The organism is Pseudomonadota bacterium, assembly GCA_026388255.1.
In the GTDB taxonomy this organism is placed as follows: Bacteria; Desulfobacterota; Syntrophorhabdia; order Syntrophorhabdales; family Syntrophorhabdaceae; genus JAPLKB01.
The window spans coordinates 1-18822 of sequence record JAPLKC010000072.1 but is presented as its reverse complement, the minus strand read 5'-3'; the positions used below and the strand labels follow the sequence as shown (position 1 = coordinate 18822).

Sequence of the window (18822 nt, the reverse complement as noted above, 5' to 3'; positions counted from 1 at the left end):
ATGCCGGACTATAATTTAAATGATCCCAATAGAGTAGAGGTAAGAATTTCCGGAAAAATATTTGACGAAAATTATACCCGTTTATTAATAAAGAAAACTGACTTGGATCTATATACTGTAATTCTACTTGATAAAGTTCAGAAAAAGACCTTGTTGACAAAATATGAATATCAATATCTGCGCAAACAAGGTCTGGTTGAGGGCAGGTCTCCGAATATTTACGTGTCCTGGAGTGTAGCTTCTGCGATCGATAAAAAAGCAGAGTACCTGAAATACCGGGGCGTTGATGACCAGCACTACCAAGAGTTGGTCATGGCGTTTATTAAGAAAAACAAGAAAGCCACACGAAAAGAGATAAACGATATTCTCATGGACAAACTTCCAGCCATACTTGTTGAGGAACAAAAAACAAGTAAGATTAATAGATTGCTATCAAAGGTGATGGCAAAACGGAATAAGCTTATAAGAAATATTGGATCGAAAAAATCCCCTGTTTGGGTGGCTTTAGAAAATAAGGAAAAGGATTAATAAAATGTGCCGCAGGCACAATACGAGGCCTACTAGTAATAGCATAACGATATATTATTAATATTATTATTATTAATCCAGAGAGAAGCAAGGGATTAATAATGGATTAATAAACAAGTGTGCGTTTAAAGAGGTAATTGAAACATATAATACAATGCAGGCCCATAAATTAGAGATACATCAGCGATGAGGGGAGGTAGTAATGCCGGTTCTTCGAAAGTATCTTGACCGCGATGGATTTTATGTAATCACGAGTATCAAAGGGAGTGTTGTAACCTATCAGCTCAGCCCCGAAGGAGCAGAAAAACTCCGCAAGGCGGGGATCAACCCGGGCGATAAGTTCAACAGATTCGTATTGCTGGACCTCTACCAGTCAGGAGACATTTTTACCGGCCACTCCGGGACGGATGAGGCCGCGCCATCCGTACACTCCGGACAGGGCGAGCTCGATTTCAAGAATGATCCTGTGCCTGAGAGCGCCATGCCCGTCTGCTCAAGCTGTACGTCACCCTATGATCTTAACCTGGTTTACGTGGGAGGCGACGAACATTATGCCGCTATCCTGTGTGCTGATTGTCGGAACAAGACCACGGGAATTGACTCCAGCATCCCGCTTCCTCTGGTTTCAAGAAAGATACTCAGCCGGTTTTTGACCCTGAAAAACATTCAGAAAGAAGATGCCTCTGTACTTGCATATAAGGAACTCCTCGACAAGGATTTTTCTAAGAAGTGGGAAAATCTACGCCGTAAAAAACCTATCCAGGAAACCTTGCTTACAAAGGCCGATCCCCAAGGCAGCCTGTTATGAACGAAAACTGGCCACCCCATATCCACCTACTGAAAGAAGAGAACGATGCCTCGTAAACTCAATTACAGTCAACCGTTCCTATTTGCCATCGACTCCCGACAGTTTGCAGAGTCGATAGGCCTGGACTGGTGGGCCGCAAAAAAGCTGTACGATGACAAATGGCTGAGCTTCGATCCCGAGAAAACCCAGATAGATAATGAAGCTATGCAAGCCGAGTTCTTATTTCTGGGGTCGTTGGTTGCCGCTGGGTGCGATCCTCACATACTCAAGAGGCTTCTGGCAGACCTCGAAAAACCTTACTCCTATGACTTGTCGAGGATGTACTATGACTGGCCTTCCCGCCAATGGAAGGACCTCCCTCACAAAAAGCCTCCTATCGAAATAGCGAGGGAGATTATAGCAGCATTCGAGGATGATAATGACACTGATTCACTTATCGAAATCAAGACAGCGGTTCAAGAAGCTATAGACAGATTCGCCGAGGGGCACGAATCTGACGATGGAGCGGACGACGCTTACGATTTCGACGCAGAACAGGATAACATTGTCTCCGCAGTACTTGTTTTGCTTTGGAAGATCGCAGCATCGCCACTGGTTGATAAGCCAGAAAAAATCGTCGTCGTTGGTAAGCTCTTCAAGGTATTTCAAAGATTGCCAAAGGTCACCCGTGACGAAGATATCCGTCTCAATCTGACGGGACCTCTGAGAAAATATGGGGATCACGAGATTTATCACTTTTGGACTATCGAACTCAACGATGAGGGCGTAATCAGGGTCTCTTCGGCTGGACATTTCTACCGCCCCCAGACCGGTGGCGATTCTTTTACCGCCATGACCTGGGAGGTGGTTCCTTGCTCCGAGCCAGAGCTATCAGATTATTTGTACGGCCTATCGATTGTTGATGATGCTGATACGTTCGAGAACGAGGTAGACGCCATGGATTTAGATTCAGGCGGCTATGAACTGAGTGTTGATGACCCATCCCTTGAAGGCTGGGAAACAAATGAGGTGGATGAATCGGAGGAAGAACCGGATGTCACGGACAACGCGGCGGAGCCTTTCTCTGCTGCAGAGCAGGCCTTAGCGGCACTTTCTGACATGAAACAAGCTAAAATGCACGGAGAGCACCATCCTGATCCACCCGAATCCTGCGATGAATGTGGATGCCAGTTGGACGAGAATCATTTCTTCGTCGATGGCCGTCTTAGAGGGGAGCTTATGTGGGCCAATATGTGTCCAGAATGCTTCGCAGAGAAGGGTGAAGGTATTGGGTGGGGAAAAGGACAACTCTATATGAAGCAAACCAACGGTGACTGGCTGATGACGGGCGGATTCGCCCCAGGAGATTGAAAAGACGGCGCTAAAGCCAAGGAAGAGTTTATGCAAATGCACTCGATGGACGATCTGCTGGCGGCCCTTTGATTTAAAATAGCAATCATGGAACATCAGCTATCGGTGAAGGAGGTTTAAGGATGAATTCCCCTGAACTACATGTGCTTCCGTCGTCGGAAGGTACAACTGGATCGATCACAGAATTATTCCACCGAATCAACCGTGTGTTACCCGACAGCCAACGGGTGCTCACCATTCCAGGCGAGACGTTAGCCGTGAAAGCCCTAGCGATAATGAAACAGCATGGGTACTCTCAGCTTCCAGTCGTAGTTGGAACCGAAGTGCTCGGAGTATTCTCATATCGATTATTTTCCGAAACCGTTCTGGCAATCAGCGCCTCTGAGCGAAATTCGAAAGTTGATCTGGGGGATTTGACCGTGGAAGAGTGTTTGGAGAAGGCAGAGTTTGCTAGAGTCACGGACGAATTCCAGTCTTGGTTCGATGCCTTGGATAGACAGGATGTTGTCTTGGTGGGGGAGGCTTTCCGACTCCAAGGTATTGTAACTCCCATGGATGTCTTGCGTTATTTGTACCGGGTGGCCAGTCCTTTCGTGCTAATCGCTGAGATCGAACTCGCCCTTCGTGCACTAATTCGGTTGGCTGTCAGCGAAGACAAACTGGCGGAATGTGCCAAGACCTCTCTGTCCAAATGTTATGTTCCGGAAAGACTTCCCACGAATCTTGAGGATATGACCTTCCACGATTATGTACAGATTATAGGGGATGGTCGATATTGGCAATTTTTTGAAGCAATCTTCAGGGGAACCCGAGAACGGACACGAGTTAAGCTGGAGATAATAAACGACCTGAGAAACACTGTGTTCCATCTTCGTGAGATCAAAGTAGAGGACTACGAGAACCTTGTCATGCAAAGAGAGTGGATGTTAACAAGAGCTATGGCCGCCGAAGCTCGGGCCAAAGGGGGTGTTGTATGAGCAACCAAACGATTCTTTCTTCCCTTCGGGCTCGTGGTCTCCGATCTTGGCAGGCTAAATTTGTTGCATCGTTCCTGGAGGATGAGTCCGCGCCTTTTCAGCTGCTTTCGGGTTCTCCTGGTGCAGGCAAGATGCATTCCTGCGTTACAATTATCTCGGAACTGACGGAACGAGGATCTGAACGAATTCTAGTTCTTTCGCCAGCGTCATTGTGTGAACTTTGGCGCTTAAGAATTAATGATATCCAAACTCAGCTTCCCGTCCTTCTAGTTAACAGACAGGTCTTTCGCGAAATGGAGGCAGTAGTACCTATCGGGCAATCCCCCTGGGATACTAGGGGCATATTCGTTCTCAGCCAAGACCTAGCAAAGCAGGGCGATTTTGTAAGCGGTCTATCGGCGGTAACCTGGGATCTGGTGATAGTTGATGAGGCTCACCGCATGGCTTCTCCACGACGCGGGGCACTTCTCGATCAGCTAGTGGCTGAGAGGGTAGTCCGCCGGCTGTTATTGCTAACACCCACATCGCTCCCAGCTCTGGAGACTTGGATACATTCCTCGCCTGGCCAACTTACTCGGTTCCCGAAGCCTCTCGTGTTCACAAACTGGCATGTGGTATTGGAGGACTGGGATGGACTTCCCATCAACCTACCGATGGTTGATCTGGAAGTGGTTTCGTTCACACGGGGTGCTGATGAGATAAAATTCCTGTCAGAATTCTTGAAAATGATCCCGGCGCTTGCAGTTGGGGTGCCGAGCAATCTGGAACCATTCTTCTCGCGCCTCCTTAACTACCGTGCAGCTTCCAGTCTTTTTGCTATTGAACAAAGCTTGCAGCGCCTTAAGCTGAGATTTGAGTCGCAAATCGGTTTTTCTGAGACTGCTTCGATCGATAGCGATATCGACCAGCCTGAATCAGACTCTGACCTTGACGAGGTTGATCTGTCCACTCCGCCAGACTTGGATGAGTGGACGACAGAAAGGACAAGTGGGCTGCTGGTCGTGGAGCAGCTTCTAGAAGCACTTGATAAGGTTACTTCGGATGAGAAACTGAAGGCAACAAAAAGGCTGATACGGTTGATTGTGGATTCCCGAACCGACCGAATGCCAAAAATCTGTATTTTTTCTACTTACGCTGATACGGTGTTGTACCTGCACTCTGCAACTGATGACCTGGGAATAAACCTTTTTAAGGCAACAGGGGTTAGCAGGCTGGCAGATCGGCAGGCCGCTATCAGTCAGTTTCTGGAGCAAGGCGGATTGCTGATCGGAACCAATGCAGGGCTAGAGGGTACCACATTGGAACAGGTTACCCACGTTATTCACTATGACCTACCATCGGATCCTAGGGCTCTCGATCAACGTGTTGGACGTTTTGATAGATACGGACGAGGAGAGCCTTACACTGCATACGTGTTGCGGGACGGATCAGGAGTGATAGACTTTGAAGTTACCTCAGTCGACTCCATTGTATCCTTGGATAGAACTAAAATACGGGGCTGACAGATGCATGCCTATAAATAACGACCATTTAAGGCGGTGGGGAGGGAACGGAAAGGTGGTAATGGGAGACCAATCCCGAGAGAAAAGACTAAGGAGGAACTGATACTATGAACTTACCAGAACCACAATCGCTGACATTCTCGTCCATAATGAGCTCAATAGAGACCGGCAGTATCAAGATTCCCCAGTTTCAGCGCGACTTTGTGTGGAGCAAAGAGAAATCAGCCAAGCTATTGGACAGCGTTGTCAAGGGCTATCCAATAGGGACTTTCATATTCTGGAAGACGAAAGAGGAACTGAGAGTGTTGCGTGATCTGGGAGGGCTTAAGCTTCCTCCAACCCCCAAGGGAGACTTTATTCAATACGTGATTGATGGACAGCAGCGCCTTACGACCCTGTTTGCAAGCTTGAAAGGTCTCCAAATACAGCGCGAAGACCACGAGGACGATTATTCAGAGTTCTATCTTGACCTTAAGGCAAAAGAAGATGAACAAATAGTTCTAACTGTTCTACCTGACAACGACGGCGACTGTACAATCAAGCTTCGCGATTTGCTTTACGGAAAAATTAAGCTTCTCAATTCATACTCTGAGCCATTACAAGACAGGATTCAGGAATATAAAGACCGTATCAATGCCTACCAGTTTGCCACAGTTCTCGTCAAAGAGGTGCCTATTGATGTCGCTACCGAGATCTTTACCCGATTGAACGTAGGAGGCAAGCCACTATCGGTCTTTGAGGTTATGGTAGCAAAAACCTTCGATCAGAAACGTGCTTTTGATCTGGCTGAGAAATACGATGAACTGATTACAGAGCTTGATGGGAGCAATTATGGAACTTTGCCAGAATCAGTGGTGCTTCAAACAATATCAATGCTTTTAGTAAAAGAATGTAGAAAAAAAGACATTCTGAAACTTCCGCGAAAAAAGGTTATCGATATTTGGCCTGCAGCGATCGAGGCAATCAAGAGTGCAACTGATTATTTAAGAGATTCTTACCGTATCCCAGTCTCGAATCTGATCCCTTATCCAAATATGATTGTCCCCTTCGCATATTATTTCTATAAAGCGAAGCATAAACCCACCGGCGCTGTTAAATCATATCTTCAGGATTTCTTCTGGCGTGTGGCTCTCGGAGGTAGGTATTCTCAGAGCGTAGAAAGCCGTCTCGCACAAGATATTCTCAAGATAGACAAAATTCTCATGGGGAAATTGCCTAAATATGAGTGGGCCATCGATACGTCACCGGAATTCGTGGAAAAGAATGGATGGTTTTCAGTGAGTCGGGCATACATAAAGGCATTGTTATGTGTCCTGACTTCTCAGCAACCCAAGTCATTCAACGACAACTCTGATGTTAGGATCAGCAACGATTGGCTGAAGCAGGCCAACAGCAAGAACTACCATCATTTCTTTCCAAAGGCATACTTGAAAAAGCGGGATTTAGAGGATACGCGTATTAACCACATAGCCAACATAACGATTGTTGACGAAGATCTGAATAAGCGAGAGATTAAGGCACAGGCTCCCTCGAAATACATGAAGAAATTTAGCAAAGAGAATCGACAACTTGCATCCACTATGAAATCACACCTGATTAATTTAGAAAAATATGGCGTTCTTGATGATGATTATGAAACATTTTTTTTAAAAAGATGTAAGGCTTTAAGTAGAGAATTGAAGAAACGAATTATTGAACAGGATGTTGATAAAAGTCAGACAGCATTGCCAGCAAAGGATTCTACTGAACAAGAGATAGAATGATGTTGAGTGTAAATACACGTTATGCCACAAACAATTATTAGAGTATTCCAATGATGAAGAAAAGAATCGTGGGAATAGATTTCAGTGGGGCAAGAAATGCCGGCAAGAAAATATGGATTTCAATTGGTGCTACAGATGGAAAAAAGTGTTTTGTCACTAAGTGTTTTCGAGCTGCAGATCTGCCCGCGTCATCACGCTCTCGCGACATCTGTCTAAGGGCTCTTGTAGAATGGATTGAAAATCAAAATGCCTTAGCGGTAGGGTTCGATTTCCCCTTTGGTATTCCCATAAACTTGATGCGACAGCACAGCTGGGAACACTTTCTCTCGAACTTCCCCTCAAATTTTAAGACACCGGAGGATTTCAAACAGCATTGCAAAGATGGAGCTTCCGATAGGGAGATTAAGAGGCAAACGGACCGTGAAGCAGAGACTCCTTTTTCGCCGTACAATCTATGGCTTTATCGTCAAACATATTATGGGATTAGAGATGTTCTTCACCCTCTTGTGGCCCATAAATCAGTTTGTGTATTGCCCATGCAGGCTCCGATGCCCGACAAAACCTGGGTAATGGAAATTTGCCCTGCCAGTACCCTACAAAGAGAAGGGCTTTACCGCCGCCCATACAAGGGAAAAGGTGCTGAAAAACGTAATGCAAGGTTGCGTATTGTTGAAGAACTCACGGCAAGGGGATTGTTGGAGATTTCATCTAAACAAGTGCTTGATTCCATTCTCGTGGATACAGAAGGCGACGCTCTCGATAGCTTAATATCCGCCCTCGCAGTTTCTAAAGCTTTGTCCAGAGTTGATTTTGAGATAGAGGCTAAGGACCCCATCTACCTTAAGGAAGGCTATGTATATTAATTCAGATTTCTACTACAATATCAGGGTGCTGAAGGAAGAAGTTAAGCAGTAACCTGAATAACCTAATACACTAATCACTTGACTAAAGTAACGATTAGTGTTACTTAAGTATAGTAATTCATTGATAGAGGGATGCATGTCCGCAATTAAATTCATATCTGAGCTCATGGCAAGGGGACGATACTGCTTTAGTGCCAAGGAAGCTGTTGATGCTCTTGGTTCAACTGATGTTGCCGCTCGTGCAGCACTCCGCCGTTTGCGGCAAAATGGTGAACTCGCCATGCCTTACAAGGGTTTTTACGTGATTTTATCTCCTGAGTTCAGGGACAATGGATGTTTACCTGCAAGCCACTTCATCCCCTCCCTTATGGAGCATCTGGGTGAAAAGTATTATGCAGGGCTCCTCAGTGCTGCCGAGTATCACGGAACTGCGCACCACCACCCGCAAGTTTTCCAGGTTATAGTAGCCAGGAACAGACCCGGGATTGTGTGTGGAAAAGTCAGGGTAGAATTTGTTGCCAGAAAAAATATGGAGAGAATACCCATCGAAGATGTCAAGACCCCACGAGGATATTTGAAAATATCAACGCCGGCAGCAACTGCCTTTGATCTGGTAGGGTATCCTCACCATGCAGCAGGATTGGATAATGTAGCAACCATCCTGTCTGAACTTCATGAAAAGATTGACGGGACCATCCTTGCCAATATTGCAGGACATTCGCCTATAGCATGGGCTCAACGGCTTGGTTATCTCCTCGATCTGGTAGGGGCACAGGACAAGGCAGAGGAACTGGCGAAATATGTGGCTTTCAAGAAACCGGTACCAACCCCGCTTGTTCCATCACAGCCTTTTCATGGAACCAGTCCTCTGAAGCGCTGGAACATACTGGTAAATGCCAGCGTGGAGGCAGAAGTTTGATACCCCAGGATTTTATATCTGAGTGGAAGAAGTTTGCCCCCTGGCCCCAGAGCTACCAGATTGAACAGGACCTGATCATCAGCAGGGCATTAGTGGAGATATTTGGTCATCCTTCTTTATCAGAGAGCGTAGCATTCCGCGGAGGGACTGCCCTTTTTAAGCTGTATGTACCACCGGTTCGCTATTCTGAGGACATCGACCTTGTCCAGACACATCCCGGACCCATTGGTCCTGTAATGGACGCCGTGCAGGAGAAACTCAATTCCTGGCTTGGTAGTCCGAAGCGGAAGCAGTCCGAAGGGCGTGTTACGCTGACATACCGTATGGAATCCGAAGATGGATTGCCCCTGAGACTAAAAGTAGAGATTAATTCCCGTGAGCACTTTTCTGTTCTTGGATTCAACAAACATAACTTTGAAGTAAAATCGCGTTGGTTTTCCGGCAGGGCATCCATATTAACCTACCACCTCAACGAACTTCTGGGTACAAAATTAAGGGCACTGTATCAGCGTAAAAAAGGCCGTGACCTCTTTGACCTGTGGATGGCATTTACAACAACGAATGCTCAACCGGATCAGGTGATCAAATGTTTCCTGCAGTACATGGAGCATGAAGGCCATAAGGTATCCCGTGCAGAGTTTGAACAAAATCTTCTTGAGAAGCTCAACGACCCAAATTTTGTTGAAGATATAAAGCTACTGCTTATTGCCGATACCGGCTACGATTTGCATAAAGCAGCGGATTTTTTTATGAATCGCTTAGCTCCTCTGATTCAGGGAGAACCATGGCAAGGGAAAGTACAAAAACCAAAAAAGGGTTAATGTTATGACAACACCCATTACCTTCATTGATTATTGCATCCGATGGTGATTTGAACTTTATCAGTTTTCCGTCTATATCAAAGATTGCAATATATTTTTAGTCCGATTATCCCGATTCCCTCCGATATGAATAGAGCACCTTACATTGCGGGCATCCCATTTTATATATTCTATATGGCAACTCTATACGAATTTTCTCTTTCTCATAAAACCGGTGAGGTTTGTTCTGCTTGTATCCAGTATCCTTGCTATGGCTGATTTACTTATCTTCTTCTGTAAGAGTATCCGTATCTCATCCTCTTTACCGTCAAGCTTACTTTTAGATATGCTGCCCTTTGGCCTACCAAGTACCTTTCCGCTTATTTTCGCCGCATGAAGGGCGGATTTTGTCCTCTCTGATATGAGGTCTCTTTCCAGTTCGGCTAATAAGGAAAACAGGGTGATGAGAATCTTTGACTGCATGTCATGGCTTCCTTTTATATCAAGAGACTGTTTGATGACAACGAGACGGATGTTTCTTGTTATCAATTCATTCACGATATTTATCACCTCAACAATGCTTCTGCCCAATCTTGAGAGTTCAGCGGTTATAATCATATCACCATCTTTTACTTTGGACATAAGTTCAGTAATACGCCTTGTATTGGAGTCCTTCCTGCTGGATGCCTCTACATCGATGAATTCATCGACTTTAAGGTTGTTTTTGTTTGTATAATTTAGTATCTCAAATTTCTGATTGTTGAGATCCTGGGTATTTGTAGAGACCCTGAGATACGCTATAATTTTCATTGTCTATATAAACCTTTCTTTGATAGTTTCGTTGTTCAGTAATTCAAAAGATTAATCTCACTTTCATAGTCAAAAACTGCCCTATTAAAACGGTCGTTTATTACGTCAGATAAACCGAATTTGTCATTTACCTACTCCATACGGATTATCATCCTTCACCCCTATATAAATGTTTCCCGCAGTGCTGACAATAAAACACCCTTCGTCCTTTCCCTGATCTGTCCCACCAGAAAAAACGTCTTTGGAAGGAATCGCAGTTAAAGCATTTCACACCCATGTCTGTTTTGCAGTAAGGGTATATTGACAGATACTCTTCCAGTGTAGGATAGGCGTTCCTCCATTTCTTTGCCTTGTTGTTATAAAAGATTCTTTCAATAAACACGCATGTCCAGTAAAGCAATGCTACAGCTATAATAGCCAGACACCAGAAGGTGTATTGATTGTAAAAGTCTATTTTGAAATTCATAATTCTCCTTAAATATATTTTTTCGACTCCCAACAGGGTATGTAATATCCCCCTGTTGGGATATCATCTATTTCAGTACCGCTTGAGCCAAGGACTTGATAAGGATCAGGGTAATCCCCATTACAATAATAAGACCCATTATTATTTTCTTATCGAGCTTGTGGTATTGCAGTTTCAGATCCATTTCCAGTTTTTGAACTCTGTCTGTTAAGTCCATTCCCGATGGTGTTTTGCATCTTCCGGCAGATTCAACATAGTCTATGATTGTTTCCGCTTCTGATTCATTGAACTTGCCTGCCAGTATTTTATAGACCTTGATTTTATCCATAACGTTTCTCCTTATTTGTTTGTTACCGGGGGATTTCTCCCCCGGTCTGTTTTATGCCGCCATGAGTTGTAGAAGATGGGTTTCTGTGGATTGCTGTATTATGGGGGACAAGGTATCTTTCTCAAGGAAAACATCTTTTAGGTCTTCCAGTTTTATGGCTTTTACGATTGGCAGGTTGTCTATGGAGAGTATTGCCTCCGGATGTGTGAAGACTATAAGTCCGTTGATCCAGGGTTTTATATCGTATCTTCCAAGGTATCCTTTAAGCCATTTGATATTTCCTATAAGCTGCATGGAGGGATTGTTTAACTTACCGATATAGGAGTTGCCCTTCCTTCCCCTTTTAATCTGCCTCCATGTATTATTCGTATAGGTGATTATGCCCTTATGGTTCTTTACCTCTATGGCATATAAACCTTTTGGCCCTATTACAAGGCAGTCAATGTCTCCATGTTCTACGGGGACATTATAAAGAACAGTATATTCATCGGAGAGGATGTTCTTAAGGTATGTCCTCAACGTATCTTCTCCTTCAATGCCTGTTTTACAGATTGAACGTTTCCTTAAATGGTTATTTGTTATTATTGCCCCTGCTATCATGGGTACTATACCTATTGCCGGCATATTAAGTGCAATACCTGCACCTGCTGCGGCAACTGCTGCAAGGCCTGTAACCCCTATGGCCCTGTTATGCTTTATGAGGGTATCCCTCAAATAATTTGACATATATATCTCTTTCATGAAACCTCCTATTAATATCGTGTAGTAGCAGTGGTTTATAACCACGGTACACATATTATCCGACAAGGAAATATCCGTCAAACTTTTTGTAATTTTCTGTAAATTGTATATAGAAAAATAAAAATCTTGATGATTTATTTGTTAGAAACTAATATAAGAGGACAAAATGAGTAATTGTTGTCAAAGTATTAGTCTCAAAAGAGGTGTAAAGGCAGAAATCAACGTAAAGGACATTTGAAATGAAGGGGATTGTAAGGTTTCTTAATCTGCAAAACGGTTTGGCCGCTGTAGAAACCAACGAAGGATTTACCGTATTTGAGGTTCGTCAGCGCTGCGCTCTTGATATTGCTGATGAAATAACCGGACCTTTGGACTCATCAGGAGAAGAGACATTGCACAACGTAACGAAAGAGGAGAGTTTCGATGTGTGGATCAAAAATACGCATTGTAACCGAGTGGAAGCTGTCAAATTACTTGCCTGATTCATGATAGGATCGGAAAAGGGCTTTAGAATTTGATACTGATAAGCTCATTTTCATAAAACATAGATGGTAAAAAGATAAATAACTATCAGGGAGTATACCCGTGCAGGAACATCTCAATATTGTAAGGAAGCAGTTCGACAAAGACAATTATGCAAAATCCATGGGAATTGTCCTTGATACACTTACAGATGAAACAATTACAATGCATATGCAGTTGCGTGATGATATGCTCAACATGTACAACTGCCCGCATGGTGCAGTTATTTATTCTCTTGCTGATGCTGCATTTTCGGTATTAGGAAATAACAAAAACAACATTTCTGTTGGCCTGGACTGTTCGATTACCTACCACGCAAGTCCTGATCCGGGAACGATACTTGTTGTTGAAGGAAAAACACTATCGCATAGCAGAAGGACAGCTTCTTTTTTATTTAACGTCTATATGGAAAAGGAAGGAATTAGAACATTGGTTGCAACTATGAAAAGCGTATCATACAGAACCGGAAAGCCAATTGATCCCAGAATAGAACAATAGCTGAGCATGAAGAAGGAAATCTCCATCTACGCTTGCATTGTACATGAAAAACTGTCTTGACAAAGGTTAACATCAAAGTTAACATTATTCTGTGAGCAGAGTTGTTACATTCTATACAACGGTTAGTGGAAACTGCCCGATAAAGGAGTTTCTTGATTCATTGCCGGCAAAAGCTGCACAGAAAGTAACATGGGTTTTGAGTCTGTTAGAGGATTTGGATATTGTACCTTCTTCATATTTCAAAAAACTTGTCGGTACTGAAGAGATATGGGAATGCAGAATTCAATCCGGTTCAAACACATATCGCATATTCTGTTTTTTTCTCGGTAACTCCGTAGTCGTTCTTACACACGGACTGGTAAAGAAAAGTCAGAAAACACCGAAACAGGAGATAGAAAAGGCAGAGACATACAGGAAAGATTTCTTAAAGAGGAGGATGAAACCATGAGCGATCTTAAGCAATATATTGATCAGAGAAAAAAAATAGATAAGGAATTTGCCGAAGGTTACAAAGAAGGCTATGAACAGTTTAAAATCGGGGTAATTCTTCGTCAGGCTCGTGAGTCAGCAGGCTTAACGCAGGAAGAGCTGGCTCTCAGGCTCAACACCCGAAAAACCGCAATTTCGAGAATCGACAACCATGCAGAAGACATCAAGCTATCAACCCTGGAGCGTTTTGCAGCAGCACTCGGGAAGCAATTACGTTTACAGATTTCTTAACACAACGGTTTGATCTGTCGCTTCATAAAGTCTTCCTGTACTAAATAAATCAGCCTATAATTTGGGAATACTTGACTTCAAATACAAATCTGCACATTGTGCATTTGTTCGGACGTATTTATTACCATTAATAAGGTGCCTATCTCATAGTTTCAGAAAGTGACAGGCTTTATGGTTTTGCTCACATAGCTTTTGCGGAAGGGATATTTGAGATTAAGACAGATGCTTTGGAATGGCTAAACAGCGCACATGGCATGGTCTTGGCGGAGCGATTCCTTTTCAACTGCTTCAAGGCCGATGCGGGGACCCGGGAAGTTGAGGAGTTGCTTATAGGCATAGAGCATGGGGGTATTTCTTAATTTATTCTGGTACTAAAATGGACAATATCCTGTAATAACATAAGAAAGGTAGCCATGATTGGAAGAGGATATTATTTTGGCTTTGTGAAGAAAATTATGAAATCTAACAACATGGATGATGAATGGAAGCACTTACCGGGGGATCCCTTTTGATCCCTGTTTAGAATTACTTTAGAAGTTCTTTTGCATTCTCTCCTCTCAGGTATTCCAAGAAACCTAAAAGGCCATCCTCAAGATATTTTGTTTTGAATCTTTTTGTTTTCAAAAAGACCAGTGCATTTATAGCTCGATCCTTGTGGGGACAAGCCGTTACAATAATTTTGTTTTTATCCAATTTATTGAGGCGTTTTGGAAGTTCATTGAGAGGAATGTTAACGATAAACCCCATTTGCCAAGCCTCAAACTAATCTTTAAAACGAATGTCTATAAACTGGACTTTTTTTATGAGTTTTATGAGTTCCTTGCTGTCGATTTTCATTTCCTTTCGCTCTTGATAGTTGAAATTCAAAATACATTGTTCCAGATTATTTTCTTCAGAATGTGCTACCGAAGAAAAATTCATCAACAGTAACAGCTTGCCAATACCACTCTTTTCATGTTTTACCTCCACATCTTTAATCGCCGATTTTCCATAAATTCTGCTATTGATATTATGCACATTATTTCAAGCCGTGGGCACAGTCGATTGTCTCTCGTCAGTTATGATAGCTCGTGGCACTACTTTCAGCCTTTTTAACAACATCTTCTCATGGTTCCGGATATAGTGATAATGAAGTACGGCAAAGATCACAAAAGAAGGATACAGGATCAGAACCATCTGAGCAACGTACATGACGGCTGTCTGAAGTTCGTGTACCTTAAAAAGGTTAATAAAGCCATAAAAGCCAAAGAGCACAGGAAGAAGCACGCCAAGGTACTTTCCTATCATCCTGATTTCTCCTGTTTTTCGATTGATATGGCGGATTCCCAGATCATCCAGAGACCAGAGAAAAGAGAGTAGCACCGATGTAATTAAGGTAAGGAAAGTAACAACAAAAAATCGCCCGAAACTAAACACGGTTGGTGGCAAAACGACAGAAGAATCGGCTGTTGCGCCCGTATATATTTGTAAAACGATCAAGAACTTTGTGGCTATGAGCATCAGAAGTCCAATGCCTTGAAGGGGTCTTATAAACCAACTATTGAAAGGGTCTACCGTTTCTGCCCGCTCTTCCTGAATCTGGATCAACTGTCTGTTGCTGCTATGCAAAACACCACGCATCATGGAAGATACCCATGGGAGAAGGAGGAGGGGAAGGGACAGAACGAAGGTAAAGCGAAAAAAGCGAAGAAGTATTTTCCACAACTCTTTCTTTACTTCAAGAAATCCTATACGCTCTGCAAAGAAAGAAATGATAAGCGTACTTAGCAATACAACCAGGGCTGGCCATATCTCTCTGATGATTTCAGGAACATTATCCTTTCTAATAAAGTTCATTGCAACCTTGATGAGAGGGAGAAGCCCCGCCCAGGCTCAAAAGGCGGGGTTTGTTGCGAATACATTACCGCCGCCAGCCCGACCAGACAGGTATGCCAGCGCTGTCCCTCAAGACAAGAATATTTTCGCCTTTCTTTATCTCACCGGCGATAATGGCAGGTTTTCCAAAAAATGTTGCTCGTGCGCCCTTCACCTCAATTGTGTCACCCTTTTCGATCTTTGTATCAAGCCGACTTATATACCAATCCGGACCGAGGTGAACTGAAATGGTCTCTTTGTCGGTTTTCAATGTAAGTGCCACTGCTGAGCGCATTCCTTTCATGGGTGTAACCTGTGTGATTGCTCCAACCGTTCCTGAGAGTGTCTCTGCTTTTGCAGGGTCATACATCCTGTTATACGATGTTCCAGGACCCCAGCCGCCACTGCCTTGCCACTTCATGGCGCCCTTTTGAGCAAAAGATTCAGCGGTAAAACCAAGGGTTATAATTGAAAACACTGTAATAACAACAAATAACTTTTTCATGATTTCTCCTTTCTTTGTGTACGTTGCAAGCCTGTATTTCTCCATTATACGTCCCTCTCATAAATACTACAATAAACAACATTGTGTATCTTTTTAGTACCTTCCATCCATATTTCCATGTATCTTATCTACGAAGCACCTCTTCAACTTTCCAAAGTTTATTTTTCTGAATACAATACCTTCTCTCTTGCGAATATCGTGTACAAACAGGGCATAAGAAAAAATGCCTCCGTAATGCCGAGGGTTAGACAAGTCATGAGAAGCATACCTTACTTTACCATAGCAGCAGCGCCCGCCAGAATGCCGATAATAACGGTCGCACCCAGCGGCAGGCAGCTTATGAGCAGAGAGAAGACAAGACCCACCAGACAAGAGTGCAGTGATACAGGGATCGCAGTTGGCAGCTTGGGGTCATTGAACTGGAGCCGCATTAAAATCCTCCACCATCTTTATTTGTTTGTTGCCAGCCGCCGCCGAGCGATTTGATCAAGGCCACGACCGCTACCAGTTGTTGACCACGCAGACGTGTGGCAGTTCGAGTGATACCAAGCGAAATATTTTCGGCTGCCGCTACTTCAAGATACGTTACAAGACCTGCATTGTAACGATTATTGGCAATTTCCAACTGTTTCTCCCCGGCTTTCGACGCAGTCGCCACCTTTTCATATTGGTTAGCCAGTAGATGCTCAGCCGCAAGGTTATTTTCCACATCCGCAAAAGCGGCAAGCACGGTTTGGCGGTAGCGGGCCACAGTTTCCTCGTAAGCAGCCTTTGCTTGGCTAAGACCGGCGATAAGTTGTCCTCCCTGGAACAATGGGAGTGTTACAGATGGGCCAACAGCCCAAAACAGGCTCGGCGGCAACACAAACAGGTCACTCATATTTCTGTTTGCGTTCAAATCTCCGGTTTGGAATCCGGCCGATCCGCTGAGCTTAATGGTCGGGAAAAATGCTGCAGTAGCCACACCTATGTTGGCGTTTGCAGCAGCCATACGGCGCTCGGCGCTGGCGATGTCGGGCCTTCTCTCCAGCAATTCGGAGGGCAAGTTAGGTGGAATGATAAAAGGCTTGATATCGAGCGTTCGCTCCGGCACATGGAAAAGAGATGCATTCTTCCCGGTTAGCACGACCAGGGCGTGTTCGAACTTTGCCCGTTGTAACGCAGTATCGGGCAATTGAGCTTCCGTATTTCTGAGAACGGTCTCTGCCTGGGCCACGTCCAGGTCTGAAACCATGCCGCCCGTCCTTCGATTGCGGACCAGTTCGAGTGACTTACGGAAGACTTCGATGCTCGATAGGAGTAGGGTTTTGTCTGAATCCAAGGCACGGATCGTAAAGTAGTTGGCAGCCACTTCCGCCTGCATAGCAAGTCTTACCGACTCGACATCTTCCGCGCTGGCCTGCGTTAGGGCCTTGGCGGATTCCACGGTGCGCCGGACCCGCCCCCAGAGATCAAGCTCATAGCTCATGTCAAAGGGCAGCGTGAAGGTGTCATAGGTTTGGCCTGGCTTTCCTCCGACAGGCCGGTTTTCAGAATCGCGCTGTTCCACAGGCAGAAAAGAGGTGCTCAGGCGGGGAAAAAAACCGGAGCGAGTCACATCAATAACGGCACGGGCCTGGTTGAAGCGGGCGTAAGATGCCTTGAGGTCCTGATTAGCTTCAGCGGCTTCAGTCTCCAGATGGTTCAACTCAGGGTCGCCAAAGATTTCCCACCAGTTACCCTTGGGTACATGCGCCTGGGGTACCGCAATTTTCCACTCATCGGATACCCCGGTATATGCCGGTGGGATAGTCGTGGCTTCCGGGCGCACGTAGTCCGGGCCAACCGCGCAGCTACCGGTCATTAACACTGTCCCCAATACTAATAGAAAAGCAGAATATTGAATTGTCTTCATCGGCTCTTCTCCTTTTTGTCAGTTGCGAGGGAGTCTGAAGGGTTCACGATGACACGGTCCTTGGGGTTCACGCCTGCCAGTATCTCAATCGTTTGCCCGAAATCGCGCCCGAGCTTCACAATGCGCATCTCGACCTTGCTGTCAGGCTGGACGATGCCTACCTGCGGCCCTTCCGGGCGGAACAGGACCGTGTTTGCCGGGAGCGTCAGCGCCGCCTCCATTTTTGCCTCAGTAAACCGCACCTGGGCATAGCCTCCCGCCATGATCTCCCCTTTCTGGTTATCCAGTTCAAGTTCTACGAGGAGCGTTCTTGAGTCCGATGCCATGACACCCGCAGTGCGGATCACTCTTGGCTTAAACGTCCGACCGGGAAGTTCCGAAAGGGTCATGTCAGCGCTTTGGCCGGACCGGATGCCTCGGGCCATCGCCTGGGGTACTTGCACGAATATGCGAAGCTTCCCCGTCTGAGCCAGGTGGAAAAGCTCTTTGCCGGAGCCTGAGACTATGAGATCGCCCGTATCGATATTGCGGACCGTGATAGCGCCCGCAAATGGCGAGGTTATCCGGGTAAAAGACTCGAGTTTTTCCAAACGGCGCACCTCAGCGCGGGCATACTCGGCACTGGCAGTCTTGAGTTTGTAGTCGGCCTGTTTCTCTGCGTTTTCCTGTTCGCTGACACTCGCGGTCTTCAGGAGACCAGCCCACCTCTCAGCTGTGAGCTTCGAAAGCCCGAGGGCTGCTTCGGCCTGATTGATCTGTGCCCGGGCGCGCGCGAGTTCCTGATTGAGCTCCGGTGCGTCAATCTCGGCCAGAAGCTGCCCTGCCTTAACGTGACTGCCGATGTCCACAAACCTCCTCTTGAGATACCCGTTGGCGCGCGCGTAGATCGGTGTTTCGACCAGCGCTTTGACCTCGGCGGGGAGGGACAGATTCGATCCGGATTGGCCCGGCTTCGGCGAGACGACAGCAACGGT

At 45.2% G+C, this 18822-nt stretch carries 24 protein-coding genes; 13 read left to right on the top strand and 11 right to left on the bottom strand.

From position 1 onward, the window contains the following. The 9 genes from NT178_08370 to NT178_08330 form a co-directional block, all read left to right on the top strand. A partial coding sequence (locus tag NT178_08370; GenBank protein ID MCX5812544.1) for a hypothetical protein occupies positions 1-528 on the top strand: 528 nt, incomplete at its 5' end. 202 nt (positions 529-730) lie between these two features. Next, a complete protein-coding gene (locus NT178_08365) occupies positions 731-1336 on the top strand; it encodes a hypothetical protein (protein ID MCX5812543.1) in 606 nt (201 codons plus the stop codon). A gap of 45 nt (positions 1337-1381) precedes the next feature. Then, complete coding sequence (locus NT178_08360) at positions 1382-2686, top strand: hypothetical protein (protein ID MCX5812542.1); 1305 nt, start codon at positions 1382-1384, stop codon at positions 2684-2686. A gap of 122 nt (positions 2687-2808) precedes the next feature. After that, a complete protein-coding gene (locus NT178_08355; GenBank protein ID MCX5812541.1) occupies positions 2809-3663 on the top strand; it encodes a CBS domain-containing protein in 855 nt (284 codons plus the stop codon). A 668-nt stretch (positions 3664-4331) separates the two neighbouring features. After that, positions 4332-5165: a C-terminal helicase domain-containing protein gene (locus NT178_08350; GenBank protein ID MCX5812540.1), complete on the top strand. Its 834-nt coding sequence runs from the start codon at positions 4332-4334 to the stop codon at positions 5163-5165. Between the two features lie 107 nt (positions 5166-5272). Continuing rightward, the gene (locus tag NT178_08345; protein ID MCX5812539.1) at positions 5273-6928 is read left to right on the top strand and encodes a DUF262 domain-containing protein; all 1656 of its coding nucleotides are present in this window, start codon (positions 5273-5275) and stop codon (positions 6926-6928) included. A 50-nt stretch (positions 6929-6978) separates the two neighbouring features. After that, positions 6979-7791, top strand: a complete 813-nt coding sequence (locus tag NT178_08340; protein ID MCX5812538.1) for a hypothetical protein — start codon at positions 6979-6981, stop codon at positions 7789-7791. Positions 7792-7927: 136 nt separating this feature from the next. Beyond that, positions 7928-8710: a type IV toxin-antitoxin system AbiEi family antitoxin gene (locus NT178_08335; GenBank protein MCX5812537.1), complete on the top strand. Its 783-nt coding sequence runs from the start codon at positions 7928-7930 to the stop codon at positions 8708-8710. Further along, positions 8707-9531 (top strand): nucleotidyl transferase AbiEii/AbiGii toxin family protein, encoded by an 825-nt coding sequence (locus tag NT178_08330; GenBank protein MCX5812536.1) that lies wholly within the window; start codon positions 8707-8709, stop codon positions 9529-9531. Before NT178_08335 ends, NT178_08330 begins: the two co-directional genes overlap by 4 nt. A gap of 183 nt (positions 9532-9714) precedes the next feature. Here NT178_08330 and NT178_08325 read toward each other — a convergent pair whose 3' ends face one another. The 4 genes from NT178_08325 to NT178_08310 form a co-directional block, all read right to left on the bottom strand. Next, complete coding sequence (locus NT178_08325) at positions 9715-10320, bottom strand: recombinase family protein (GenBank protein MCX5812535.1); 606 nt, start codon at positions 10318-10320, stop codon at positions 9715-9717. 148 nt (positions 10321-10468) lie between these two features. Continuing rightward, positions 10469-10786, bottom strand: a complete 318-nt coding sequence (locus NT178_08320) for a hypothetical protein (GenBank protein MCX5812534.1) — start codon at positions 10784-10786, stop codon at positions 10469-10471. Between the two features lie 67 nt (positions 10787-10853). Beyond that, the gene (locus NT178_08315) at positions 10854-11114 is read right to left on the bottom strand and encodes a hypothetical protein (protein ID MCX5812533.1); all 261 of its coding nucleotides are present in this window, start codon (positions 11112-11114) and stop codon (positions 10854-10856) included. Between the two features lie 51 nt (positions 11115-11165). Beyond that, complete coding sequence (locus tag NT178_08310) at positions 11166-11855, bottom strand: nuclease-related domain-containing protein (protein MCX5812532.1); 690 nt, start codon at positions 11853-11855, stop codon at positions 11166-11168. A 239-nt stretch (positions 11856-12094) separates the two neighbouring features. Between NT178_08310 and NT178_08305 the strand changes: the two genes are divergently transcribed. The 4 genes from NT178_08305 (at position 12095) to NT178_08290 (ending at position 13595) form a co-directional block, all read left to right on the top strand. Further along, the gene (locus NT178_08305) at positions 12095-12337 is read left to right on the top strand and encodes a hypothetical protein (GenBank protein MCX5812531.1); all 243 of its coding nucleotides are present in this window, start codon (positions 12095-12097) and stop codon (positions 12335-12337) included. Between the two features lie 103 nt (positions 12338-12440). Next, on the top strand, positions 12441-12875 hold the full coding sequence (locus NT178_08300; GenBank protein MCX5812530.1) for a hotdog fold thioesterase: 435 nt from the start codon (positions 12441-12443) through the stop codon (positions 12873-12875). A gap of 91 nt (positions 12876-12966) precedes the next feature. Continuing rightward, positions 12967-13323 carry a type II toxin-antitoxin system RelE/ParE family toxin gene (locus NT178_08295; GenBank protein MCX5812529.1) on the top strand — a complete coding sequence of 119 codons (357 nt, stop codon included), beginning with the start codon at positions 12967-12969 and terminating at the stop codon, positions 13321-13323. Next, positions 13320-13595, top strand: coding sequence for a helix-turn-helix transcriptional regulator (locus tag NT178_08290; GenBank protein MCX5812528.1), 276 nt, complete (start codon positions 13320-13322; stop codon positions 13593-13595). The genes NT178_08295 and NT178_08290 overlap by 4 nt, the downstream gene beginning before the upstream one ends. Before the next feature lie 525 nt (positions 13596-14120). On the opposite strand, the gene NT178_08285 is transcribed toward NT178_08290, so the two are convergent. From NT178_08285 to NT178_08255, 7 genes are all read right to left on the bottom strand, one after another. Next, positions 14121-14342 (bottom strand): hypothetical protein, encoded by a 222-nt coding sequence (locus tag NT178_08285; protein MCX5812527.1) that lies wholly within the window; start codon positions 14340-14342, stop codon positions 14121-14123. A 15-nt stretch (positions 14343-14357) separates the two neighbouring features. Next, on the bottom strand, positions 14358-14612 hold the full coding sequence (locus tag NT178_08280; GenBank protein ID MCX5812526.1) for a hypothetical protein: 255 nt from the start codon (positions 14610-14612) through the stop codon (positions 14358-14360). A gap of 6 nt (positions 14613-14618) precedes the next feature. Further along, on the bottom strand, positions 14619-15431 hold the full coding sequence (locus NT178_08275) for a hypothetical protein (protein MCX5812525.1): 813 nt from the start codon (positions 15429-15431) through the stop codon (positions 14619-14621). Positions 15432-15495: 64 nt separating this feature from the next. Next, positions 15496-15954, bottom strand: a complete 459-nt coding sequence (locus NT178_08270) for a DNA-binding protein (GenBank protein MCX5812524.1) — start codon at positions 15952-15954, stop codon at positions 15496-15498. Between the two features lie 269 nt (positions 15955-16223). Next, positions 16224-16385 (bottom strand): hypothetical protein, encoded by a 162-nt coding sequence (locus NT178_08265; protein MCX5812523.1) that lies wholly within the window; start codon positions 16383-16385, stop codon positions 16224-16226. Then, positions 16385-17848, bottom strand: a complete 1464-nt coding sequence (locus NT178_08260) for an efflux transporter outer membrane subunit (protein ID MCX5812522.1) — start codon at positions 17846-17848, stop codon at positions 16385-16387. Before NT178_08260 ends, NT178_08265 begins: the two co-directional genes overlap by 1 nt. Further along, positions 17845-18822: efflux RND transporter periplasmic adaptor subunit (locus tag NT178_08255; GenBank protein MCX5812521.1), on the bottom strand; the 978-nt coding region annotated here is incomplete at its 5' end. The genes NT178_08260 and NT178_08255, both read right to left, overlap by 4 nt.